The sequence below is a fragment of the Streptomyces sp. NPDC079020 genome, from assembly GCF_044542225.1.
Classification (GTDB): Bacteria; Actinomycetota; Actinomycetes; order Streptomycetales; family Streptomycetaceae; genus Streptomyces.
The window spans coordinates 19,241-38,949 of sequence record NZ_JBITUB010000010.1 but is presented as its reverse complement, the minus strand read 5'-3'; the positions used below and the strand labels follow the sequence as shown (position 1 = coordinate 38,949).

Here is a 19,709-nt window from a genome sequence, read left to right as displayed (position 1 = left end):
TCCTCTGCGGGAACGGGCGGTGGCCGCCGGTTCCGTCAGGCGATGAGCAGGGTGAGCCCGCCGAGGGTGTAGGCGATCATCAGCACCAGCAGGGGCAGTTGCCCGGCGACCGCCCGGCCGGGCGGGAACAGCCGCACGGACCGGTCGTGGGCGGCGACGACCCCGAGCACATGGCCGAGCACGATGGCGGCGACCTGGAGCGTGGCGAGGGCGCCGGGCCCCAGGGGCGGCTGGGGGGCGGCGGGATTGTCGGCGCCGAGTGCCATCATGACGGTACGTGGCCCTTCGGTGACGAAGAGTGTGAAGTAGTGGGCGACGAGATAGCCGAGGGCGATCGGGACGAGCGAGTGCGCGAAGGCGGTGAGGGGGTGCGGCAGCCGGCCGGATATCAGCCGGGTGGCTCCGGCGCACAGGGTGTAGAGGGCGGCGACCATGGCGACGGCGCCGAGGAGTCCGAGCGTGGCGGCCGCGGTGCGGCCCAGGGGTGAGGTCTGGACGGTGGTGATCCAGGAGGGGGCGTCGGAGAAGCCGTCGTAGGCGGTGGATCCGAGCATGACGCAGACGGTGGCGACGAGCCCGGGGACCTGCGCGGTGGCGTCGAGTCCGTTGAACGGGGAGCGCAGGACGAGACGGCGGTCGGAGCGGCGGCGCCCGAGCGGGGAGAGGCGGGCCAGCAGTCCGGAGTAGACCTCGAAGGCATCGGCGTGGTCGAACCAGTGGGCGCCGTGGCGGGCGGCGCCCATGAGATGGATCGCGGTGTACACGGCGAGGAAGAGGAGGAGCGCGGTGGCCGACGCGGGGTCGGGGGCGACCAGTTCGAGCCAGGTGAAGGCGAGGAGCCCGGCCGCCGCGGGCCACATCCCGAGCCGGGCGGGGAGGGGGCGGCCGGCGGCCGGGTCCCGGCGCAGGGCGCGGCAGACCAGGAGGTGCGCGGTGCGCAGGGGGTTGAGCAGCCGCCAGACAGGGCCCAGGAGCAGGGAGGCCGGGACGAGCCCGACCCAGAAGAGCACATAGAGCGCGCCGGCGGCCGGATTGTGTTCCGGGTCCTCCGGGCCGAGGAGGAGCTGGAGCACGACGAACAGGGCGGCGCCCGCCCCGAGTACGCGCGCCGCTATACGGGTGGGCCGGGCGTCGGCGAGCCGCTGCACGGCATCGGGCAGCGTGCGGCCCGCCCGGTCGCCCCGGAAACGGGAGGCGGACCAGAGCAGGCCGAGCGCGAGGAAGGAGACGAAGAGCGCGGTGAACGCGCCCGCGAAGGCGTAGAAGGGCGACAGCGGCAGGTCGTGCTGCGAGCCGACACCGTGGGCGAGTACGGACACCGTGCGTACCGGGCCTTCCGGACCCGTCACCGTACGACAAGCTGGGTCAGGAGCAGGCCGGACTCATGTGTCTCGACCTCGAAGAGCCCGGTGCGGTCGGCGGTGAAGGTGAGGGTGGTGGTGCGGCCGGCGGGCAGTTCGGCCTCCTTGTCGTAGCCGTGGACGTGGAGGGTGTCGGCGCGGTCGGGGCGGACCCGCAGGGCGATACGTTCGCCCTTCCTGACCTCGGTGCGGCCGGGCGCGGGACTGACCTTGCCGTGGGTGATGGAGATGTCCAGGGTGCGGTCGGCGGCGGGCCGGTCCGGTGGACCCGACGGTTTCCCGGAGGCACCGGACGGTTTCGCGGCGGCACCGGACGTTCCGGAGGCGCCGGGGGCGAGAGGAGCGGTGGCCTGGATCGGCTCTGCCGCGACCGCCCAGGCCGTGTGGTCGTCGGCGTAGAGCCGGGCGGTGAGGGAGCGGGGACCGCCGGCCGGGGAGCCGGCGAGCGCGCCGGGGAGGTGGTACCAGGGCCCGTAGAGCCGGGCGAGCGGGCGGCCGTCGAGGAACAGGCGGACATGGCCGCGCCCGGGAAGGGCCGCACCGCCCACGCTGTCCGGGGTGAAGCGGAAGTTCCGCACGGAGACACGGACGTTCCAGCCGTCCTCGGAGTCGGGCCGTACGGAGAGCTCCGCTTCCGGCGCCCCGTCCGCGTCGACCTGGCGCAGGCGGTGGCCGTTGCCGTCGTCCGCGGCGAGCAGCCGCCCGACGGCGCCGCTCGCCTGTTCATGTCCGGTCCCGGGCTTGTGGTGCGTGGTGGCGCGCCCGCCGCAGCCGCTCGCCCCGAGGACGAGGGCGAGGGCGAGCGCGGCGAGGAGTGCGGCGGTGCGGGTACGGGACTTCACGGGGCGTTCGCGGTGGGCCGGGGCCTCCACGGCGCGGGCGGTGCGGGTACGGACCGGGTTCATGACGGCTCTCCGTTGGGGGTGGACCGGGCGGCGGAGTGCTGCCGGTCCGCGTCACCGGGGCTCTCCTGGGGCCCGGAAGCCCGCTCCGCGGCCTCCGCGCCGTGCCGGGCCGCGGCGACGACCGCCCACACCACCCACACCACCCCGAGCAGGCCCCGCACCCACGCCGGGCTCAGCGGTATCCACGGGATCATCAGGACCCCCTTGTCGAAGGCGTCCAGCAGGGTGAGCGCCCCCAGGGCAACGGTGGTCCAGCCGAAGCCGGGCCGCTCGCGGCGCAGCACGAGCCCGGTCCCGGTCCACCACACACCCGTCAGCAGCAGCGCCGCGGCGGGCAGATAGGTGGAGCCGAGCCCCATGGTCGCGCCCGCCACGTCCAGGGCCAGGCCGACGGCGCCGAGCAGGGTCAGCGCGGTCGCGGCCCGGCTGTGGCGCAGCCTGCGCCACCACAGCACCCCGCCGACCAGGGCGAGAACCACCGCGAGACCCAGGGCCGCCTGCACCTCGATGCGTTCGATGCCCCGTGCCCCGTACCAGTCGCAGCCCGCCGGAAGCCGGCGCGCCTGCACGTTGTAGTCGGAGCAGACCAGCAGATGGGCGAGCTTGACCGGCTCGCCGGCCAGCCGGTCGGTGGAGCCGGAGACCTCACCGCGCTCCGCCCCGCACTCGGGCAGGGTGCGCGGGCTGGAGGGCCCCGTTCCGGGCTGCCAGCAGTTGGACTCGCCCTGTCCGTCCCACCACACATCGGTCCGGTTGGGCCGGGACCTGCCCTGCTTGTCCGTGCCGAGGTGGTTGTCGGCGTAACGGTTGTGATGGGACGTGTCGGTCTGCTTCGCGAGGGCGTCCTCGCCCCGGATGAACGCGGGGGCGGCGCTCAGGAAGAACGCGGCGCGCTCATGTCCGTAGACCCAGTTGTTCTCGTAGAGGTTCCAGTTGCCGCCCGCGGTGATGATGCCGGTGCCGGGGGGCATGGAGATCTGCGGGCAGACGACGCCCCGCTCGTAGCCGCGTTCGACGGGGGGCTTGGCGCAGGTGCCGTCGGCGACGTACGGGTAGTAGTCGGCGTTGTTGTCGTGGATCAGGTTGCGTTCGAAGCGGGCGTGGTTCTGCGGCAGGCCGGGGTGGCCGGGGAAGGCGCTGTCCATGGAGGCGCCGCCCATGTTGTGGTCGAACTCGTTGTCGTGGACATAGACGGAGTCGCCCGCCGTGCCGGAGTAGCCGACCATGTTGTGGTGGCTCCGGCAGCCGGTGATCTCGATGGAGTAGCGCGGGACGTCGTAGCCCCTGCCGTCGTTGATGTCCGACGCGCTGCCCGGGTAGATGCCCGAGTCGCCGTTCCCGTAGGACTCGCAGTTCTTGTAGAGCCCGTGGTCGCTGGCGAAGGTGAGGAAGCCGTACTCGTCGTTCCACCGGGTGAGGACGTCGTCGATGACGAAGCCGTCCTGGGCCAGGACGTACAGGGAGTTGAAGGTGGTGCGCTGCGCGGTGAAGTTCTTGAAGTAGATCCCGTCGGACTTGTCCGCGCGGATCGCGTTCAGCTTCTGGTACTTGGCGTCGATGACGACATCCGTGCGGTCCGCGCCCGTCCCCTCGATCTGGAGGTTCTTCTTGCCGAGGATCGCGACCAGGTTCTGGTTGTGCGGGCACTGCTTCTGCTGCGCGTAGCTGAGGATCTGGTAGCCGAGCTGCGAGTCGGGAGCCTTGAGCCGGGCGCACTCCCCGGCCGGTTTCGGGAGCGAGGGCTCCTCCTCGTACAGGCCCGGCAGGACGGCGATGTTGGTGCCGGGCCGGACGGCCGCGTCGACCGCCTGCTGGAGATGGCGGTAGCCGGTTTCGCGGCACTTCTCGAAGAGGGCCATGTTCCGGGCCTTCAACTGGGCCGGGAAGCCCGCCGTGCGGCGTACGAAGTCCGCCCGGTCGGTCTTGCAGACCAGCAGGTCCGGTGGTCCGGTGCGGTACTCGGGGACGCTGCCCGTGCCGTCGGGCAGGGTCAGAGGGCGCTCTTCGTGCGCTTGGGCGGCCGGAGCCGCGAGCAGCGCGGCGACGAGCGCCGCGAGAACCACCAGGAGTCTGCGTGTCCACGACATGTGCGGGAGAGTAGAGCATTGTTCATCTTTTGGAACCCCCTTGCGCACCACGAATGCCGTTGACGCGCCACGTTCCGATTCCTACGGTTACCCATAGGATTCGTTGTCCGGCGGATTCCAGGCACCCTCAGCACCGGGAGCGCATGATGAGCGGCATCGAGCAGGCGAGGAAGACGGCGGAGGGGCTGGCCCATTCCTCGGGTTTCGGCAATGAGCACAGCTCGGAGGCGGTGCCGGGCGCTCTGCCGCACGGCCGCAACTCACCGCAGCGCGCCCCGCTGGGGCTGTACGCGGAGCAGTTGAGCGGGTCCGCGTTCACCGAGCCCCGGGCCCACAACCGGCGTTCCTGGCTCTACCGGATCCGCCCCTCGGCGGCCCACCCGCCGTTCGTCCGCGTCGACAACGGCGCCGTGCGGACCGCACCGTTCACCGAGTCGGTCCCCGACCCCAACAGACTCCGCTGGAACCCGCTGCCCGCCCCCTCCCCGGGCACCGACTTCCTGTCCGGTCTGTGGACGCTGGGCGGCAACGGCGACGCCGCGCAGCGCACCGGCATGGCCGTGCACCTCTACCACGCCAACTCCTCCATGACGGACCGGGTGTTCAGCGACTCCGACGGTGAGCTGCTGATCGTCCCGGAGCGCGGCGGTCTGCTGCTGCGCACCGAACTGGGCCTGCTGCACGCCGAACCGGGCCGGATCGCCCTGATCCCGCGCGGTGTCCGCTTCCGGGTGGAGCTGCTGGAGGAGACCGCCCGCGGCTACGTCTGCGAGAACTACGGGCAGCCGTTCGCCCTCCCCGACCTCGGCCCGATCGGCGCCAACGGCCTCGCCAACGCCCGGGACTTCCTGGCGCCCGTCGCCGCGTACGAGGACCACGAGGGCCCCGTCGAGGTGATCAACAAGTTCTGCGGCAACCTGTGGTCCGCGACGTACGACCACTCCCCGCTCGATGTCGTCGCCTGGCACGGGAACCACACCCCGTACGTCTACGACCTGCGCCGTTTCAATGTCATCGGCACCATCAGCTACGACCACCCGGACCCTTCGATCTTCACCGTGCTGACCTCGCCGTCCGACACCCCCGGACTCGCCGGAGTGGACTTCGTCGTCTTCGCGCCGCGCTGGCTGGTCGGCGAGGACACCTTCCGTCCGCCGTACTTCCACCGCAATGTGATGAGCGAGTACATGGGGCTGATCAAGGGGGCGTACGACGCGAAGGCGGACGGCTTCGTCCCGGGCGGCGGCTCCTTGCACAACATGATGTCCGCGCACGGCCCCGACCGTGAGACCTTCGACCGGGCGAGCGCGGCGGAGCTGAAGCCGCAGAAGATCGACGACGGCCTCGCCTTCATGTTCGAGACCCGGTGGCCGGTCACGGCGACCGCGCAGGCCGCGGGCGCCGACCACCTGCAGCGTGGGTACGACGACGTATGGCAGGGTCTGACCCGCGACTTCCGGCCGTAGGCGGACCGGGGCGGAACGGGGCGGAACGGGCCGACCGGGCGGACCCGGGCCGCAGCGCCGGGACGGCGGCGGAGGGCGGCGAGCGAGCTGAACGAGGTGGGCAGGGTGAGCGAGGCTCAGGGCGCGAGCCGGGTCAATGGATCGCACGGGACCCAGGAGGTGCCCGGGACCCAGGGCGTGCGTGGGGCTCAGGTTGCGCTCGGGACCCAGGAGGTGCTCGGGGCCCAAGGTGTGCTCGGGGCCCAAGGTGTGCTCGGGGCCCACGGGGCCCACGGGGCCCACGGGGCTGTCGGGACCCAGGGGGCGCGGGGGGCCGAGGAAACCCATGGGACCCAGGGCGTGCGTGGGGTGAACGAAGCGCACGGGGCGGCCGGGGTACCTCGCCCGCCCGCCTTCGCCCCGGACTCCCTGGTCCTGAACCGGAAACTCCCTCTCTGGTACCAGGTCTCGCAGTCGCTGCGGGCCTCGATACTGGGCCGGCCGCGGGATGCCTCCCCGCGGCTGCCCACCGAGGAACAGCTCGCGGCGCACTACGGGGTCAGCGTGCTCACCATGCGCCAGGCCCTCAAGGAGCTGGAGACGGAAGGGCTGATCAGCAGGCACCGGCGGCGCGGCACGTTCATCGAGCCGCGCGCCCGGCGCGTCTCGCCGGTCCGGCTGCTGGGCTCGGTCGACGCGATCGTGGCGCAGCAGTCGGGCGAGCGGACCACCGTGCTCGGACACGGGCCGGGCCCGGTTCCGGGCGACCTCGCCGAGTTCTTCCCGGACTGCGCCGAGGTGGTCGGCTACCGGCGGCTCCGCTGCGACGGCGAGACGGGCGAGCCCACCAACTGGGCGGAGAACGCGCTGCGCCCCGAGATCGCGGCCCGGCTCGATGTGGCCGATCTCGAACGGTGGCCGATGACCAAGGTGCTGCGCGACGCCGTGGGGGTGCGGATCTCGCGGATCACCGACACCGTCGAAGCGCGCCTGGCCGACCCGGCCACCGCCGGACTGCTCCAGGTTCCGCTGCTCAGCCCGATCCTGCACTACACGGGGGTGACCTACGACGACGACGGACGCGTCGTGGATGTGGCGCGGATCAGATACCGGGGAGACCGTTTCTCCTTCTCCGTGACGGTCGAGGCGCACTGACCCCACCCCACGGTGGCACCGCCCGCCGCTACGATGCCGGTGGTTCGGCGGACGCGGCGGGGCGGAGGACGACACGGTGGCAGCGCGGAGGGCGGCCGGAGCCGGCGGGAGCGCGGAGCACCCGCTGCTCGACGAGTTGATGCCGTGGTCCGCAGGTCCCCTCAGAACCGGACGCCCCTGGGTCAGGAGCCCCGACCCGGCGACCCTCAGGGCCCGCTGGGAGCGGCTGGTCCGGGCCGAAGGCGCCGAACGGGAGAGGCTGTTCGCGTCCAGCCGCCTCCGTACGCCGCACACCGCGGTCGCCGCCCTGCCCGGCCGGGCCCCCCGTACGGGCAGATTCGCCCGGGACCCCGGCCCGTTCCCCGACCCCGTACGGATCCTGCACGGGCCGTTCGACGAACAGTGGCTGATCCCCGATCACCGGCTGATCGACGCCGCCCGCCCCGAACTGTGGCGGGTCGCCGACGGGCACCAGCTCTTCGCCGTCGAGCACGGCTTCGTGCCCCAGGACACCGGGCCCGCCCTCTGGGTGAGCGCGCTGCTTCCCGACGGGCACTCCCCCGCCGGCCGGCCCGGCCGGATCCGGCCGCTGTACCGGCGGCCCGGCGGCACGGAACCCAATCTGACGCCGGGCCTGCTCGACCTGCTGCGTGGCCGGCTGGACGGCGAGGGCGACAGCGGCAACGGCGACGGCGACCATGGCGGCGACGGCGAGGACGGGCTCACCGCCGAATCCGTCCTGGCCTGGGCGCTCGCCGCCGCCCTCCCCTCCCCCGGCGGCTGCCGGGTGCCCCTGCCCGCCGACGGGCGGCTCTGGGCGGCGGGTGTGGAGCTGGGCCGGGAGCTGATGCGGCCGCAGTTGCGCGGGGCACGCGGCGGGGAGCGCCCCCGGCTGCCGGGCGGCCGTCGCCCCTACGTGCGGGCCGCGATCCCGCCCCGGCCCCGGACGCTGGACTACGACCCGGACGGCGGGGTGCTCCTCGTCGGCGAGGGCCGTATCTCCCCCGTACCGGCGGGTGCCTGGGAGTTCCGGGTGGGCGGCGTACGGATGCTGGAGCTCTGGTTCGAGCGGCGTACGGCGGCGACGGCGGGGACCGGCACGGGCGCCGGGAACGGTGCCGCGAACGGAAGCGGATCAGGAAACGGAACGGGAGACGCACCGGTGGGCGGGCCGGAGGCCGGGCGTTCGCCCGTGGACGGGGGCCTGACGGCCATCGGCCCGCACGGCTGGCTGCGGGAGTGGACCTCGGAGCTGCTCGAACTCATCACCGTCCTCGCGCTCCTCGACGGGCTGGAGGCCCGTCGGCAGGCGCTGCTGGCGCGGCTGGACGGTGCGCCGCTGATCACCCGGGAGGAGCTGGTGGACGCCGGAGTGCTGCCGGTTCCTGCGGCGGCCCGGCGGCCCGCGTCGGTGTTCGATCACCACGAGGAAGGACCGGAGGGGCAGTTCGCCCTGCTGTGACCGGGCCGCGGGCCCGCTCCGGCCACGGCGGCCGCACCGACCGGTGAGGCCGGGCCGGGTGCCGCTCCAGCGCGGGGCGAGCACACCGAAGCACCGCTGCGAGCCCTGGGAATGACGGACGGGCGGGCAGCAGTGCTGTGCCGGGAGGTGTGATCGCCCGCGCCGTCCCGAGCAGCGGGCCGGCCCGGGGGCGATGCGGTCGGTTCAGCGGCGGCTGCCGAAGAGCGAGCGCCGCAGTCGCCGCAGGGGGGCGAAGAGCGAGACACGCGCGCTCTTGCTCCGGCGGTGGTGCGCGGCATCGCGCGTGGTCAGCTCACGCATCAGCAGCGTCGCTTCCGCGGCATCCCGCTGGGGGACGGCAGGTCCGCCGAGCACCGCGAGATGGCGGTCGAGGCGCGAACTGGTCGCGCTGCTTCCGCATGTAATGGCAGGCACACGCGGCCTGCTTCGCACCGTTATCTGTTCCATGTCACTCCCCACCCGTACGAGGGCACCCGGCTCGGGCAGGTTAACCCTAACCCCCCGCGGCGACACCCGTGTATCCCGGCCACAGGATTGAGCACACACATACGGAGGTTGACGACCAGCTACCGAATCTATCCGGTTCCCGGGCGACTTGGACAGATCGGATGGGCGGAACCACAGGCAGGAGACCCCGGCGGACAAGGCCCCCTGCCACGGGGACCGACGGCGGACGGACGGACGCGGTCAGGCGGCCGAGTTCAGGACGGGCAGATAGCCGCCCGACTGCCCGGCGGCGGTGGGGTGGTAGGACTCGCCGATGTTGAGCCAGTTCACGCTGTGCAACCAGGCGCTGCCCGAGCAGATCTCATGGCCCGTGAAGGTCTTCGCGACATCGCCGAAGGTGAATCCGTGGTCGGCGGCCCGCTTGGCGGTGGCCGCGTTGAGGTAGTCGGCGGCGCCGTTGATGGCGGCGCGCTCGTTCTCGTTCAGACCGGCGAGGCAGCTGCCGCCCAGCTGGTAGAAGCGGGGGTAGCCGAGGACGACGACCCGGGCGGAGGGGGCCTTGGCGCTGATCGCCGCGTACACGGAGTCGAGCTTGCCGGGCAGGGTGGAGTCGACATAGCTGCGGGCCGTGGCGATCCGGCTCAGACAGGTCGACTCCGACTGCAGGACACAGGTGGTCATGACATCGGCGAAGCCCGCGTCGTTTCCGCCGATGGAGATCGAGACCAGGTCGGTCGAGGAGTTCAGCGGACCGAGCTGACCGCCCGTGACATCACCGGTGCGGGCGCCGGAGCAGGCGGTGAAGGCGAACGAGGCGGGCGAGTTGGCGGCGGCCCAGAGCGCCGGGTGGGCGCGGGTGCTGCGCTTGCAGTCACCGCTGGCGCTGTCGTAACTGCCGGCTCCGACGCCCGAGGAGTACGAGTCACCGAGGGCCACGTAGTCGACGGCCTTCACGGAATCCGCGGCGCTCGCCGCACCCGCGCCGGTGAGGGCGAGCACCGTACCGAGCAGGAGAGAGGACGAGAACGCCACGAGTCTGGACATTTTCATGGGACCTCCTTGAGCAGGGGTGTCTGCGTCCCTACGTCGTAGCAGGACCCACCACCAATCAGGAAGTGTGCATGTCAAAAATATTCGCCGAATGCGCCTTGCCGCCCCCCTGAGTTCACCGGAAGCCGGGGGGGCCGGCCCGGCACGAGGTGGTGAAACCCGGGTGCGCGGGGTGGCCCCGTGCCGGATCATGGACGCCATGTCTGCCAACCCTGAGTCCGCTCTGCCGATCCGGCTCACCGTCGACGACAGTGATTCACCCTCCGATGTCGTCGACGCGCTGTTCCTCGGCCGGTTCGCGACGGGTGAGCAGCCGTACTCCCACAGCTCCTCCCTCGAATGCGTCAAGTCCGGGGCCACGCTGCTGCCTCCGGCCGCCAAGGTGCTGCGGGCCGCCCGGGGCGACGACCGCAGTGCCGTGCTCGCCGAGGGCGAGGGCTGGACCCTGCTGGTCTCCCGGTGGAGCCGGGGCGCCGACCTCACCGTCACCGCGACCAGTCCCGAGCTGGCGGAGAAGGTGCTCGGCCAGGCGACGGACGGCGCCAGGGACGAACCGGAACCACAGCCCGACAACGTGACCATGGGCTTCTGGTACGTCTCGCCCCGGCGCGGCCCGTACCGCACCACCCGGCAGATCGCCGCCGGGACCTGGGACGAGGTCCGCCCCAACTACACCGCTCCGGTGGCCGAGGCCATGGACCGGCTGATGAAGGTGACCCCCGACGACATCTCGGGCCGGCTGCTCCTGCTGCACGGCCCGCCGGGCACCGGCAAGACATCGGCGCTGCGCACCCTGGCCCGGTCCTGGCGCGGCTGGTGCCAGGTCGACTGCGTACTGGACCCGGAGCGGCTCTTCAACGATGTCGGCTATCTGATGGACATCGCGATCGGCGAGGACGACGGCGCGGCGAAGCAGCGCTGGCGCCTGCTGCTCCTGGAGGACTGCGACGAACTGATCCGCGGCGAGGCCAAGCACACGGCGGGCCAGGCACTGTCCCGGCTGCTGAACCTGACGGACGGGCTGCTGGGCCAGGGCCGCAATGTCCTTGTGGGGGTCACCACCAATGAGGACCTGGAACGGCTGCATCCGGCGGTGGTCAGGCCGGGCCGCTGCCTGGCCCGTATCGAGGTGGGGCCGCTGACCCGCCAGGAGTCGGTGTCCTGGCTGGGTACGGAGGAGGGGCTGGGCCGGGACGGTACGACGCTCGCGGAGCTGTACGCGCTGCGCCGCGGCAGCGGGCCCGCGTCGGTACCGAAGCAGGACGCGGGCGCGGACGCGGGCCTGTACCTCTGAGCGGCGGTCCGCCGTCCCCGCCGCCGCACCGCGCCCGACGGGCGCGTGGTAGGCCCGGGCTTCGTCAGCGTGTGTACGCGGCCCGCACGGCGTCCTGGGCGAGCGACACCGCCTGCGCCCGGGACAGCCCGAGCCGCTGGGCCAGTTCGGCGTACTCCCGCGCCGCGGCCGCGGCCTTGCGCTCGGCCGCGTCCCCCGCCGCGGCGACGAAGGTCCCGTTCCGGCCCCGGGTCTCGATCACCCCGTCGGCCTCCAGCGCCCGGTAGGCCTTGGCCACGGTGTTGGCGGCGAGGCCGAGTTCATCGGCGAAGCCGCGTACGGTCGGCAGCCGGTAGCCGACGGGCAGCGCGCCGGAGCGGGCCAGTTCGGACAGCTGCGTGCGCACCTGCTCGTACGGGGCGGTGCCGGCATCCGGGTCAATGGCGATCTTCAGAGTCACGGGACGATTCTCCCCCACCGCGGGAAAATAGGGAGGCGGTCACGGCCGTGCTCCACGTAGCGTCCGGCGCATGACTGTGATCGTTCGCGACTTCCTCCCCACCGATGCCGAAGGCTGGGTACGAGTGCGCCGGGCCGCTCTTCCGTACATGGTGACCACGGCCGAGCAGGTGGCCTTCGACCTCGCCACCGCCCATCCGGACCGCCGGTACCGGCTGCTGGTCGCCGAGGAGGACGGGGAGATCATCGGAACGGCGCAGGTGGGCATCTCCCACGACACCCCCGAGCCCGGCCAGGGGTTCTGCAACCCGTACACGCATCCGGACCGGCTGGGGCGCGGGGCGGGTTCGCTGCTGCTGAGCACGGCCGAGGAGTATCTGGCCGGGGTCGGGGCCCTCGCCGTGTACACCTGGGTGCTCGACGAACCGGCCGGCCGGGAGTTCGCCCGGAAGCGCGGCTACGAACCGAGCCGTCCGGCCCACTTCCTCCACCTCGGCCTGGCGGACAGCACGCTGCCGCCGCTCCAGGACATCCCGGCGGGCGTCGAGCTGCGTACGGCGGCCTCCTTCGCGGACGATCCGCGGCCGCTGTTCGAGGCGGACGCGGAGACGACGGCGGACGAGCCCAGCGACACCCCCTGCGAACTGGCCGACTACGAGGACTGGCTGAACAACACCTGGCGCCATCCCTCCTTCGACCGGGAGCTGACCTCGGTGGCGATGGTGGACGGCGAGGTGGCGGCGTTCAGCGCGGCCACCACCGACGGCGGCACGACCTATATGACGGGGATGACCGGCACCCGCCGGGCCCACCGCGGCCGGGGGCTGGCGAAGCTCGCGAAGAACGACTCCCTGCACCGGGCGCGCGCCGCCGGGTACACGGACGCGTACACCGGCAATGACGCGGGCAACGGCCCGATGCTGGCGATCAACGAGTGGTTCGGTTACCGGATCTGTGCCACGGAGGTACGCCATGTCCGCGCCCTCGGCTGAACCGGTGGACGTGGTCGTCGCCCTGACCAAGGCGGGCCGGACCAAGATCCGCTACCCCGCCCGTCTGGTCCGTGACGAGGACGGGCGGGTGACCGTGAGGGCTCCCTGGGCGGCGCCCGGGGTCCGGGACTTCGGCTTCGTCCGGTTCGAACCGGGGGATGTGTTCACCGAGCACTACTGGCGGGACCGGTGGTTCGCGGTGAAGGAGGTGCGCACGGGTGCCGGGGAGCTGAAGGGCTGGTACTGCGACATCACCCGCCCCGCCGTCCTGGCGGACGGTGTGCTGGAGGTCGAGGATCTGGACCTCGACCTGTGGGTGTCGGCGGACGGTTCGTCCGTACTGCGGCTGGACGAGGACGAGTTCGCCGACAGCGGTCTCGCCGTACGCGACCCGGCCGCCGCCGGCGCGGCGGTGCGGGCCCTGGACGAACTGGAACACCTCGCCCGCACCGGAGGGCTGGCCCCGCTGCTCGTGTGAGGCCCGCGCCGCCGTGCGTCCGGTCCTGGCGGGAACAGCCCGTCAGCGAGTGCCCGCCACCAGCTCCACCTCGTGTCCCGCCGGGTCCTCCAGATACGCGGCGCAGTGCTCGGCGCCGCCCGCGTACGGATGGCGGTCGGGGAACAGCAGCCGCCAGCCGTGCGCGGGGGCATCGGCGACCAGGGCGTCGAGGGCGGCCCGGTCGCGCACGTGGAACGCCAGGTGGTTGAGACCGGGGCGGCGGCGGTCGTGCGGACCGTCGGCCAGGTCGGGCGACTGTTCCAGGACGAGATAGCTGTCGCCGCGCCGCCAGCTGCGGCCGTACTGCCACTGCTGGTACGGGACATGGCCGAGGCGTCCCAGCAGCCAGCCCCAGCTCCTCGCGGCCCCGGCCAGGTCGGACACCCAGAGCTCGATGTGGTGGACCCGGCCGGTGCCCGCCCCGGCGGGCGGGAGCGGGACGGCCCGGCGGACACCCGCCGGGTCGTACGCGATGGTGTCGCCGTCCTCGTGCCAGTGGATCAGGAACCTTTCGTCCGCACGGTATCCGTCCAGTCCCGCACGGCAGTAGGCGACGATGTCGTCCGGCAGGCGGTCCAGCGGGAACCACGCCAGCTCCGCGCACTTGTCCGGCTCGGCGTTGCGCGGCGGGCGGGCCGCGTCGTGCTCCACCTCGAAGAACCAGCCCATGCGCGGAGCGCCGCCGGGGCTCCGGTGCTGCATCACGAGCGCCACCCGCAGCTCCTCGGGGTCCAGCTCCACGCCGATCTCCTCGGACGCCTCCCGGATCATCGCCTCGCGGACGTCCTCGCCGTCCTCCGCGTGACCGGAGGGCAGGTTGAACAGGCCGTCCCCGTATCCCGTTCCGGCCCGGCGGGCGAGCAGGACGTCGGGGCCCCGGCGGAGGATCAGATGGACGTCGACGACCTCGGTGTGCCGCCGCGGCGGCTCCGCGCGGGCCACCAGGGCGTACCGCTCGTCGTCCACCTCCCTGCCCCACAGCCGGGTGTCCCCGGAGAGGGCCTCGTGGTGGATGCGCTCCGTGTGGGGGGCGAGCAGCCCGGTGAGACGGGCCGCGGAGAGACCGACGCCGCCCCACACCCCCTCGATCAGCACCAGCCGCCCACCCGGTCTCAGCAGAGAGAACCAGTGGCGGAGGGCCGCCGCCGGATCGGGCAGCAGCCACACCACGTGCCGGGCCACGATCACATCGAACCGCCGGTCTCCCACCGGCGGCCGGGCGGCGTCCCCCACCAGCACCTCGGTGCCGGTCCCGGCGAGCTTGGCGCGTGCCTGCTCGGCCATGCGGGGCGAGCGGTCGACGGCGGTGACCCGGTGCCCCTGACCGGCGGCGAGCAACGAGATGCTGCCGGTGCCGCAGCCCAGGTCGAGCACGTCCGAGCCGGTGGCGGGCAGCCAGCTCTCCAGCCGCCCGGCCCAGGCATGGCGGACCGCCGGATCGAGCAGCCCGTGGTCGGGCTCCTCGTCGAAGGAGTCGGCTGCGGCGTCCCAGTCGATCGTCGTCATGCCCCCGATGGTCTCAGCCGGCACTGACAGTGCGGGGGCCGCTTCCCTCCGTTCCGGCCCGTTCCGGTCCTTCCGGACGCCTGAGGGCTGTCGCGTGCCCCCTGTCGCGTGCCCCCTGTCGCGTACTGCCTGTCGCGTGCGCTACTTCATGGCCCCGGCCCGCCGGCGTGCCGGCAGCCCGCGCACCAGCGGCCAGGCCACGATCAGCATCACGATCGCGTACACCGTCACCGAGAACGGGGTGTTGACCAGGCCCGAGACGCTCCCGTCGCTGATCTGGAGTGCGCGCCGCAGCTGCTGTTCGGCGGCGGGGCCCAGGATCACCCCGATCACGGTGGGCAGCACCGGCAGTCCGTACCGCCGCATGCCGAACCCGATCAGTCCGATGACCAGCAGGATCACCAGGTCGATCGATTCGCCGCCGACCGCGTACGCGCCGACCGCGGCGAAGAACAGGATGCCCGCGTACAGATAGGGGCGCGGGATCCGCAGGAGCTTCGCCCACACGGGCGCCAGCGGCAGGTTGAGGGCGAGCAGCAGCACCATGCCGACGAAGAGCGAGGCGATGAGGCCCCAGACCAGCTCGGGTTCGCGTTCGAACAGGAGCGGGCCGGGCTGGATGCCGTACTGCTGGAAGGCGGCCAGCATCACGGCGGCGACGGCGGTGGTGGGCAGACCGAGGGTGAGCATCGACACGAGCGTGCCGGCGGCGGAGGCGGAGGCTGCCGCCTCCGGCCCCGCGACACCTTCGATGGCGCCCTTGCCGAACTGCGCGCGGTGCCTGGAGAGACGTTTCTCCGTCACGTACGAGAGGAAGGTGGGGATCTCCGCGCCGCCCGCCGGGATCGCGCCGAACGGGAAGCCTATGAGGGGGCCGCGCAGCCAGGGCCTCCAGGTGCGCCCGAGGTCCTCCCGGCCGAGCCAGGGGCGGCCGACGGGGATCGGTTCGCCGGTGGAGCGGCGCAGATGGGCGGCGACCCAGAGTGCCTCGCCGATGGCGAAGAGGCCGACCGCGACGATCACCACGTCGATTCCGTCCGCCAGTTGGAGCGAGCCGAAGGTGAGGCGCTGCTGGCCGGTCATCCGGTCGAGGCCGACGAGGCCGATGGTGAGACCGATGAGGAGGGAGGCGAGGCCGCGGATCCGGGAGGAACCGAGGACGGAGGTGACGGCGATGAAGGCCAGCACCATGATCGCGAAGTAGTCGGGGGCACCGATGTCCACGGCGAGCGAGGCCACGGCCGGGGCGAGGACGACCAGCAGGACCGTGCCGATCATGCCGCCCGCGAAGTGTCCGATCGCCGCGGCGGCCAGCGCCTGTGCGCCGCGGCCGGCCTTGGCCATGGGGTTGCCCTCGATCGCGGCGACGACGGCCGCGCTCTCCCCGGGGGTGTTGAGGAGGATCGAGGTGGTGGAGCCGCCGAACATCGCGCCGTAGTAGATCCCGGCGAACATGATGAACGCGCCGGCCGGTTCGAGTCCGTAGGTGACCGGCAGCAGCAGCGCCACCGCCATGGCCGGTCCGATGCCGGGGAGCACGCCGATCGCCGTGCCGAGCAGGACGCCGAGGGCGGCCCAGAGCAGGTTGACCGGTGTGAGCGCGGTACCGAAGCCGTCGATGAGGGAGTTGAGGGAATCCACCGGTCAGACCACTCCCATCAGCGGGCCGCCGGGAAGGGGGACCCCGAGCAGCTTGTCGAAGACGATGTACGTGACGAGGGAGAGCCCGGCGGCGATGAGCGGGTCGCGGTCGTGGTGCCGACTGCCGAGCGCGTGGGCGGAGCCCCAGAAGAGCAGTGCGCCGGCGGCCGGGAAGCCGAGCGGGTCGATCAGTACGGCGCTCGCGAGGAAGACCGCGGCGAGCAGGAGCACGGTGCGCCGGTCGGCCGGCTCGGCGAGGTCGACGTCCTCGCCTCCCTCGGCCTCACCGCGGCCGCCGCGCAGGACGTCCACGGCGAGGAGGACGGCGACCAGGAGCAGCCCGGCGCCGACGGCGACCGGGACGGTCCTGGGGCCGACGGGTCCGCGCTGGGTGATGTCGAGGCTCATGGTGAGGGCGTCGGTGAGGACGAGGACGCCGAGGGCCAGCAGCAGGACACAGACGCCGAGTTCGGAGTGCTCGCGCAGCCAGGAACCACGATCCGAAGGGGTGCCGGGACCGGGGGCGGTATCGGGACCGGGGGCGGGGGCGGTATCGAGGGCGGGGGCGGGACCGGGGGATTGTCTGTCGTCGGTGGTCACAGTCCCAGCTCCTCAAGGACCGTGGCGACGCGCCGGTCCTGGGCGTCCAGGAAGTCGCCGAAGGCATCGCCGGTGAGGAAGGCGTCGTCCCAGCCGTTCTTCTTCATCGAGTCCTTCCACTGCTCCGATTCGTGCAGTTCCCGGATCAGGCCGACGAGCTTGTCGCGTTCGGCACCGGAGAGGCCGGGCGGTGCGACGATGCCGCGCCAGTTGGTGAAGTCGGTGTCGAGCCCGGCCTCGCGGAGGGTGGGGGCGTCGAGCCCGGGGACCCGCTCCGGACCGGTGACGGCGAGCAGGCGCAGCTCGCCCGCCCTGATCTGGTCGAGGTATTCGCCGACCCCGCTGACGCCGAAGGCGACCTTGTCGCCGAGGATCGAGGCGAGCAGTTCGCCACCGCCGTCGAACGGGATGTAGTTGACCTCCTTCGGGGCGATGCCCGCGGCCTTCGCCATCAGCATCGGGGCGAGGTGGTCGGGGCCGCCGGGCGAGGAACCGCCGCCGACCGGGAGTTTCGCCGGGTCGGCCCGCCATGCGTCGAGCAGCTGGCCGATGGAGCGGTACGGGGAGTCCTTGGCGACGACGACGATGTCCTGCTCCTCGGTGAGCCGGGCGATCGGGGTGGTGTCACCGAGGGTCTTGGGGGACTTGTTGGTGTGGACCGCGCCGACCACGCCGAGGCCCATGGACATCGCGACCCTGCCGTTGCCGTGCTCGCCGACGAGCCGGGCCAGACCGACGGTGCCGCCCGCGCCGGGGAGGTTGAACACCTCGATGTTGTGGGTGAGTCCGGCGTCCTCGGCGTTCTTCGCGGCGGTGCGCGCCGTGATGTCGTAGCCGCCGCCGGGGGTGTTGGGGACCATGAGGCGCAGTCCGGGGATCTGCGTGCCGCTGTCGGGGCCGCCGCCCGTGGAGAGCAGCGGCGGCCCCACGAACACCAGCACCGCGGCCCCGAACAGGGCGAGTGGAGTGCGCAGTCGCACGGGTTCCGCCTTTCGCTGTGAAGTGGCCCACATGTTGCCCGCGCGTCGACGGCCTGTCTCCGTTCCGGAATCAACGGACGTTGTGGTCGTTGTGGTCGCGCTCTACGGTGGCCGCGTGACAAAGGTGCTGGTGGTGGACGACGACTTCATGGTCGCGAAGCTGCACAGCCGTTATGTGTCCGCGATGGACGGATTCACGGTCGTCGGGGTGGCGCACAACGGCGCCGAAGCGCTGCGCGCGGCGGGGCGGTTGCGCCCCGATCTGATCCTGCTCGACATCTATCTGCCCGACATGGACGGCATCAGTGTGCTGCGGGAGCTGCGGGCGGCGGAGGAGCGGGACGCGGACCGCCACAGCGCCGACGCGCTCTTCATCACCGCCGCCCGCGACGCGGGGGTGGTCCGCGCGGCGTTGCGGGCCGGGGCGCTGCACTATCTGATCAAGCCGTTCCACCGGTCGGCCCTGGTGGAGCAGTTGCAGCACGTGGCCTCGCTGCGCCATCGGCTCGACGCGCTGGACGAGGCGCGCAAGGACGCCCGTCAGGAGGACGTGGACCATATCTTCGGCACCCGCCCGCCGGGCTCCCGAGGACTGCCCAAGGGTCTCGCGGCGCACACGGCCGACCTGGTGGAGCGCATCCTGCGGGAACACCCCGGGGGCCTGTCCGCCTCCGAGTGCGCGCAGGCGGGGTCACTGTCCCGGGTCAGCACCCGTCGCTATCTGGAGTACTTCGCGGAGACGGGACGGGCCGAGGTGACATTGCGGTACGGGGGAACGGGGCGGCCCGAGCGCCGCTACCGGGCGCTGGGCTGACCCCCTCCCCCGCGGCTGCCGGGGCCCGCCGCCCGCCCCCGCCGGGCGTCGGGCCCCGGTACGCCGGCCGGGTCAGCCGATCGCCGAGGCGCAGGTCGTCGGGGTGGCGCGGGACGGATCGAGGGCGTTGGCCACTTCGTGGAAGGCGATCCTGTCGATGGTCCCGATCGCCACATGCTCGGACAGGTCGACCGGGCACAGGTCCTGGAGCAGGACGTTGCGCACGTTCGGGCCGTCCAGGTACTGCGTGCGGTACGGGGTCACGACCTCGTCGTACCTGGTCGCGATGACGGTGTAACGGACGCCCGGCACGGTGTCGCCGCCCGCGTTGAGCCGGGTGATGAACGGCGAGCCCGCGATCTGGTCGGCGAGGCCCGGGGTCTTCTCGGTGAGCAGGTCCTCGGCGCCGGGGAAGTACGGCAGGAGCCTGGTCAGCCCGAGGAGCGTGGTGCCGTGGTTGTCGGGGGCGATCCCGATGAGGGCGTTCACCTTGTCGGCCCCGCCGAGGAACTTCAGGTAGAAGTTGGGCATCATGCCGCCCTGCGAGTGGCCGACCAGATCGGCCTTCGGCGCTCCGGTGGCGGCGAGCACCTTGTCGACGAACACGGCGAGCTGTCCGGCGGACCTGTCGATGGGGCCGAGCCCGTTGAAGAACGGCACGCCGGGAAGCTGCCCGTAGTCGAGCGAGTAGACGCAGTAGCCCCGGTTGACGAGATAGGGGGCGAGGACGAGCCAGTTGTCGACCGAGTTCCCGAAGGTTCCGTGGACCAGGACGACCGGGCGGGGGTGGGCGGCGGAGGGCTTGCAGGAGTAGTCGTTCCAGCCACGGGAGGTGGCGGCCTCCCCGGCGGTGGATGCCGAGGGGGAGGCGGTGGGGGTGGCCGCGGTGGCGGTCGCCGCGGGGGTGGCGAGGGCCGCGACGGCGAGGAGCAGTGCGGCGAGCGTTCTGCGCGGACGTGGGGTGCGCGACGCACGTGTCCAGGGCAGCATCGTGTGGTCTCCTTGCGGCTCA

Annotated in this window: 18 protein-coding genes; 7 read left to right on the top strand and 11 right to left on the bottom strand. The window is 72.5% G+C overall.

The features are described 5' to 3' along the window. Window positions 1-35: 35 nt before the first annotated feature. From ACIGJO_RS21465 to ACIGJO_RS21455, 3 genes are read right to left on the bottom strand one after another with little or no spacing between them, the layout of a single operon-like run. The gene (locus ACIGJO_RS21465) at window positions 36-1,349 is read right to left on the bottom strand and encodes a hypothetical protein (RefSeq protein WP_399960334.1); all 1,314 of its coding nucleotides are present in this window, start codon (window positions 1,347-1,349) and stop codon (window positions 36-38) included. Then, window positions 1,346-2,266: a hypothetical protein gene (locus ACIGJO_RS21460; RefSeq protein ID WP_399960332.1), complete on the bottom strand. Its 921-nt coding sequence runs from the start codon at window positions 2,264-2,266 to the stop codon at window positions 1,346-1,348. Before ACIGJO_RS21460 ends, ACIGJO_RS21465 begins: the two co-directional genes overlap by 4 nt. Next, complete coding sequence (locus ACIGJO_RS21455; protein WP_399960330.1) at window positions 2,263-4,353, bottom strand: right-handed parallel beta-helix repeat-containing protein; 2,091 nt, start codon at window positions 4,351-4,353, stop codon at window positions 2,263-2,265. The genes ACIGJO_RS21460 and ACIGJO_RS21455 overlap by 4 nt, the downstream gene beginning before the upstream one ends. A 146-nt stretch (window positions 4,354-4,499) precedes the next feature. Here ACIGJO_RS21455 and hmgA point away from each other — a divergent pair, with 146 nt between their 5' ends. The 3 genes from hmgA (at window position 4,500) to ACIGJO_RS21440 (ending at window position 8,415) form a co-directional block, all read left to right on the top strand. Then, window positions 4,500-5,819, top strand: a complete 1,320-nt coding sequence (gene hmgA / locus ACIGJO_RS21450) for a homogentisate 1,2-dioxygenase (protein WP_399960327.1) — start codon at window positions 4,500-4,502, stop codon at window positions 5,817-5,819. A gap of 339 nt (window positions 5,820-6,158) precedes the next feature. Further along, complete coding sequence (locus ACIGJO_RS21445) at window positions 6,159-6,953, top strand: GntR family transcriptional regulator (RefSeq protein ID WP_399960325.1); 795 nt, start codon at window positions 6,159-6,161, stop codon at window positions 6,951-6,953. A 76-nt stretch (window positions 6,954-7,029) separates the two neighbouring features. Further along, window positions 7,030-8,415 (top strand): type ISP restriction/modification enzyme, encoded by a 1,386-nt coding sequence (locus tag ACIGJO_RS21440; protein WP_399960323.1) that lies wholly within the window; start codon window positions 7,030-7,032, stop codon window positions 8,413-8,415. Window positions 8,416-8,619: 204 nt separating this feature from the next. On the opposite strand, the gene ACIGJO_RS21435 is transcribed toward ACIGJO_RS21440, so the two are convergent. Further along, window positions 8,620-8,883 (bottom strand): hypothetical protein, encoded by a 264-nt coding sequence (locus ACIGJO_RS21435; RefSeq protein ID WP_399960321.1) that lies wholly within the window; start codon window positions 8,881-8,883, stop codon window positions 8,620-8,622. 240 nt (window positions 8,884-9,123) lie between these two features. Beyond that, entirely contained in the window at window positions 9,124-9,933 is an 810-nt protein-coding gene (locus ACIGJO_RS21430) for an SGNH/GDSL hydrolase family protein (protein ID WP_399960319.1), read from the bottom strand. A gap of 199 nt (window positions 9,934-10,132) precedes the next feature. On the opposite strand from ACIGJO_RS21430, the gene ACIGJO_RS21425 reads away from it, so the two are divergent. Next, window positions 10,133-11,227, top strand: a complete 1,095-nt coding sequence (locus ACIGJO_RS21425; RefSeq protein ID WP_399960317.1) for a DUF5925 domain-containing protein — start codon at window positions 10,133-10,135, stop codon at window positions 11,225-11,227. A 64-nt stretch (window positions 11,228-11,291) separates the two neighbouring features. On the opposite strand, the gene ACIGJO_RS21420 is transcribed toward ACIGJO_RS21425, so the two are convergent. After that, the gene (locus ACIGJO_RS21420) at window positions 11,292-11,666 is read right to left on the bottom strand and encodes a GntR family transcriptional regulator (protein WP_399960315.1); all 375 of its coding nucleotides are present in this window, start codon (window positions 11,664-11,666) and stop codon (window positions 11,292-11,294) included. Between the two features lie 70 nt (window positions 11,667-11,736). On the opposite strand from ACIGJO_RS21420, the gene ACIGJO_RS21415 reads away from it, so the two are divergent. After that, window positions 11,737-12,657, top strand: coding sequence for a GNAT family N-acetyltransferase (locus tag ACIGJO_RS21415; RefSeq protein ID WP_399960313.1), 921 nt, complete (start codon window positions 11,737-11,739; stop codon window positions 12,655-12,657). After that, the gene (locus tag ACIGJO_RS21410) at window positions 12,638-13,135 is read left to right on the top strand and encodes a DUF402 domain-containing protein (RefSeq protein WP_399960311.1); all 498 of its coding nucleotides are present in this window, start codon (window positions 12,638-12,640) and stop codon (window positions 13,133-13,135) included. Before ACIGJO_RS21415 ends, ACIGJO_RS21410 begins: the two co-directional genes overlap by 20 nt. Window positions 13,136-13,177: 42 nt before the next feature. Here the strand turns inward: ACIGJO_RS21410 and ACIGJO_RS21405 are convergent, their stop codons facing one another. The 4 genes from ACIGJO_RS21405 to ACIGJO_RS21390 form a co-directional block, all read right to left on the bottom strand. Further along, the gene (locus tag ACIGJO_RS21405) at window positions 13,178-14,662 is read right to left on the bottom strand and encodes a trifunctional class I SAM-dependent methyltransferase/NUDIX hydrolase/VOC family protein (RefSeq protein WP_399960309.1); all 1,485 of its coding nucleotides are present in this window, start codon (window positions 14,660-14,662) and stop codon (window positions 13,178-13,180) included. 141 nt (window positions 14,663-14,803) lie between these two features. Further along, window positions 14,804-16,303 carry a tripartite tricarboxylate transporter permease gene (locus tag ACIGJO_RS21400; protein WP_399960307.1) on the bottom strand — a complete coding sequence of 500 codons (1,500 nt, stop codon included), beginning with the start codon at window positions 16,301-16,303 and terminating at the stop codon, window positions 14,804-14,806. Window positions 16,304-16,306: 3 nt separating this feature from the next. Continuing rightward, window positions 16,307-16,789 carry a tripartite tricarboxylate transporter TctB family protein gene (locus ACIGJO_RS21395; protein WP_399960813.1) on the bottom strand — a complete coding sequence of 161 codons (483 nt, stop codon included), beginning with the start codon at window positions 16,787-16,789 and terminating at the stop codon, window positions 16,307-16,309. Between the two features lie 110 nt (window positions 16,790-16,899). Further along, complete coding sequence (locus tag ACIGJO_RS21390; protein ID WP_399960305.1) at window positions 16,900-17,883, bottom strand: Bug family tripartite tricarboxylate transporter substrate binding protein; 984 nt, start codon at window positions 17,881-17,883, stop codon at window positions 16,900-16,902. A gap of 124 nt (window positions 17,884-18,007) precedes the next feature. On the opposite strand from ACIGJO_RS21390, the gene ACIGJO_RS21385 reads away from it, so the two are divergent. Next, window positions 18,008-18,697, top strand: coding sequence for a response regulator (locus ACIGJO_RS21385; protein ID WP_399960811.1), 690 nt, complete (start codon window positions 18,008-18,010; stop codon window positions 18,695-18,697). 72 nt (window positions 18,698-18,769) lie between these two features. Here the strand turns inward: ACIGJO_RS21385 and ACIGJO_RS21380 are convergent, their stop codons facing one another. Then, complete coding sequence (locus ACIGJO_RS21380; RefSeq protein ID WP_399960303.1) at window positions 18,770-19,687, bottom strand: esterase/lipase family protein; 918 nt, start codon at window positions 19,685-19,687, stop codon at window positions 18,770-18,772. Window positions 19,688-19,709 lie beyond the last annotated feature (22 nt).

Excerpts from the sequence above, each read along its gene's own strand:
- ACIGJO_RS21460 (WP_399960332.1), bottom strand. The coding sequence starts at position 2,266 with ATGAACCCGGTCCGTACCCGCACCGCCCGCGCCGTGGAGGCCCCGGCC.
- ACIGJO_RS21410 (WP_399960311.1), top strand. The coding sequence starts at position 12,638 with ATGTCCGCGCCCTCGGCTGAACCGGTGGACGTGGTCGTCGCCCTGACC.
- ACIGJO_RS21415 (WP_399960313.1), top strand. The coding sequence starts at position 11,737 with ATGACTGTGATCGTTCGCGACTTCCTCCCCACCGATGCCGAAGGCTGG.
- hmgA (WP_399960327.1), top strand. The coding sequence starts at position 4,500 with ATGAGCGGCATCGAGCAGGCGAGGAAGACGGCGGAGGGGCTGGCCCAT.
- ACIGJO_RS21430 (WP_399960319.1), bottom strand. The coding sequence starts at position 9,933 with ATGAAAATGTCCAGACTCGTGGCGTTCTCGTCCTCTCTCCTGCTCGGT.
- ACIGJO_RS21455 (WP_399960330.1), bottom strand. The coding sequence starts at position 4,353 with ATGTCGTGGACACGCAGACTCCTGGTGGTTCTCGCGGCGCTCGTCGCC.
- ACIGJO_RS21425 (WP_399960317.1), top strand. The coding sequence starts at position 10,133 with ATGTCTGCCAACCCTGAGTCCGCTCTGCCGATCCGGCTCACCGTCGAC.
- ACIGJO_RS21405 (WP_399960309.1), bottom strand. The coding sequence starts at position 14,662 with ATGACGACGATCGACTGGGACGCCGCAGCCGACTCCTTCGACGAGGAG.
- ACIGJO_RS21380 (WP_399960303.1), bottom strand. The coding sequence starts at position 19,687 with ATGCTGCCCTGGACACGTGCGTCGCGCACCCCACGTCCGCGCAGAACG.
- ACIGJO_RS21435 (WP_399960321.1), bottom strand. The coding sequence starts at position 8,883 with ATGGAACAGATAACGGTGCGAAGCAGGCCGCGTGTGCCTGCCATTACA.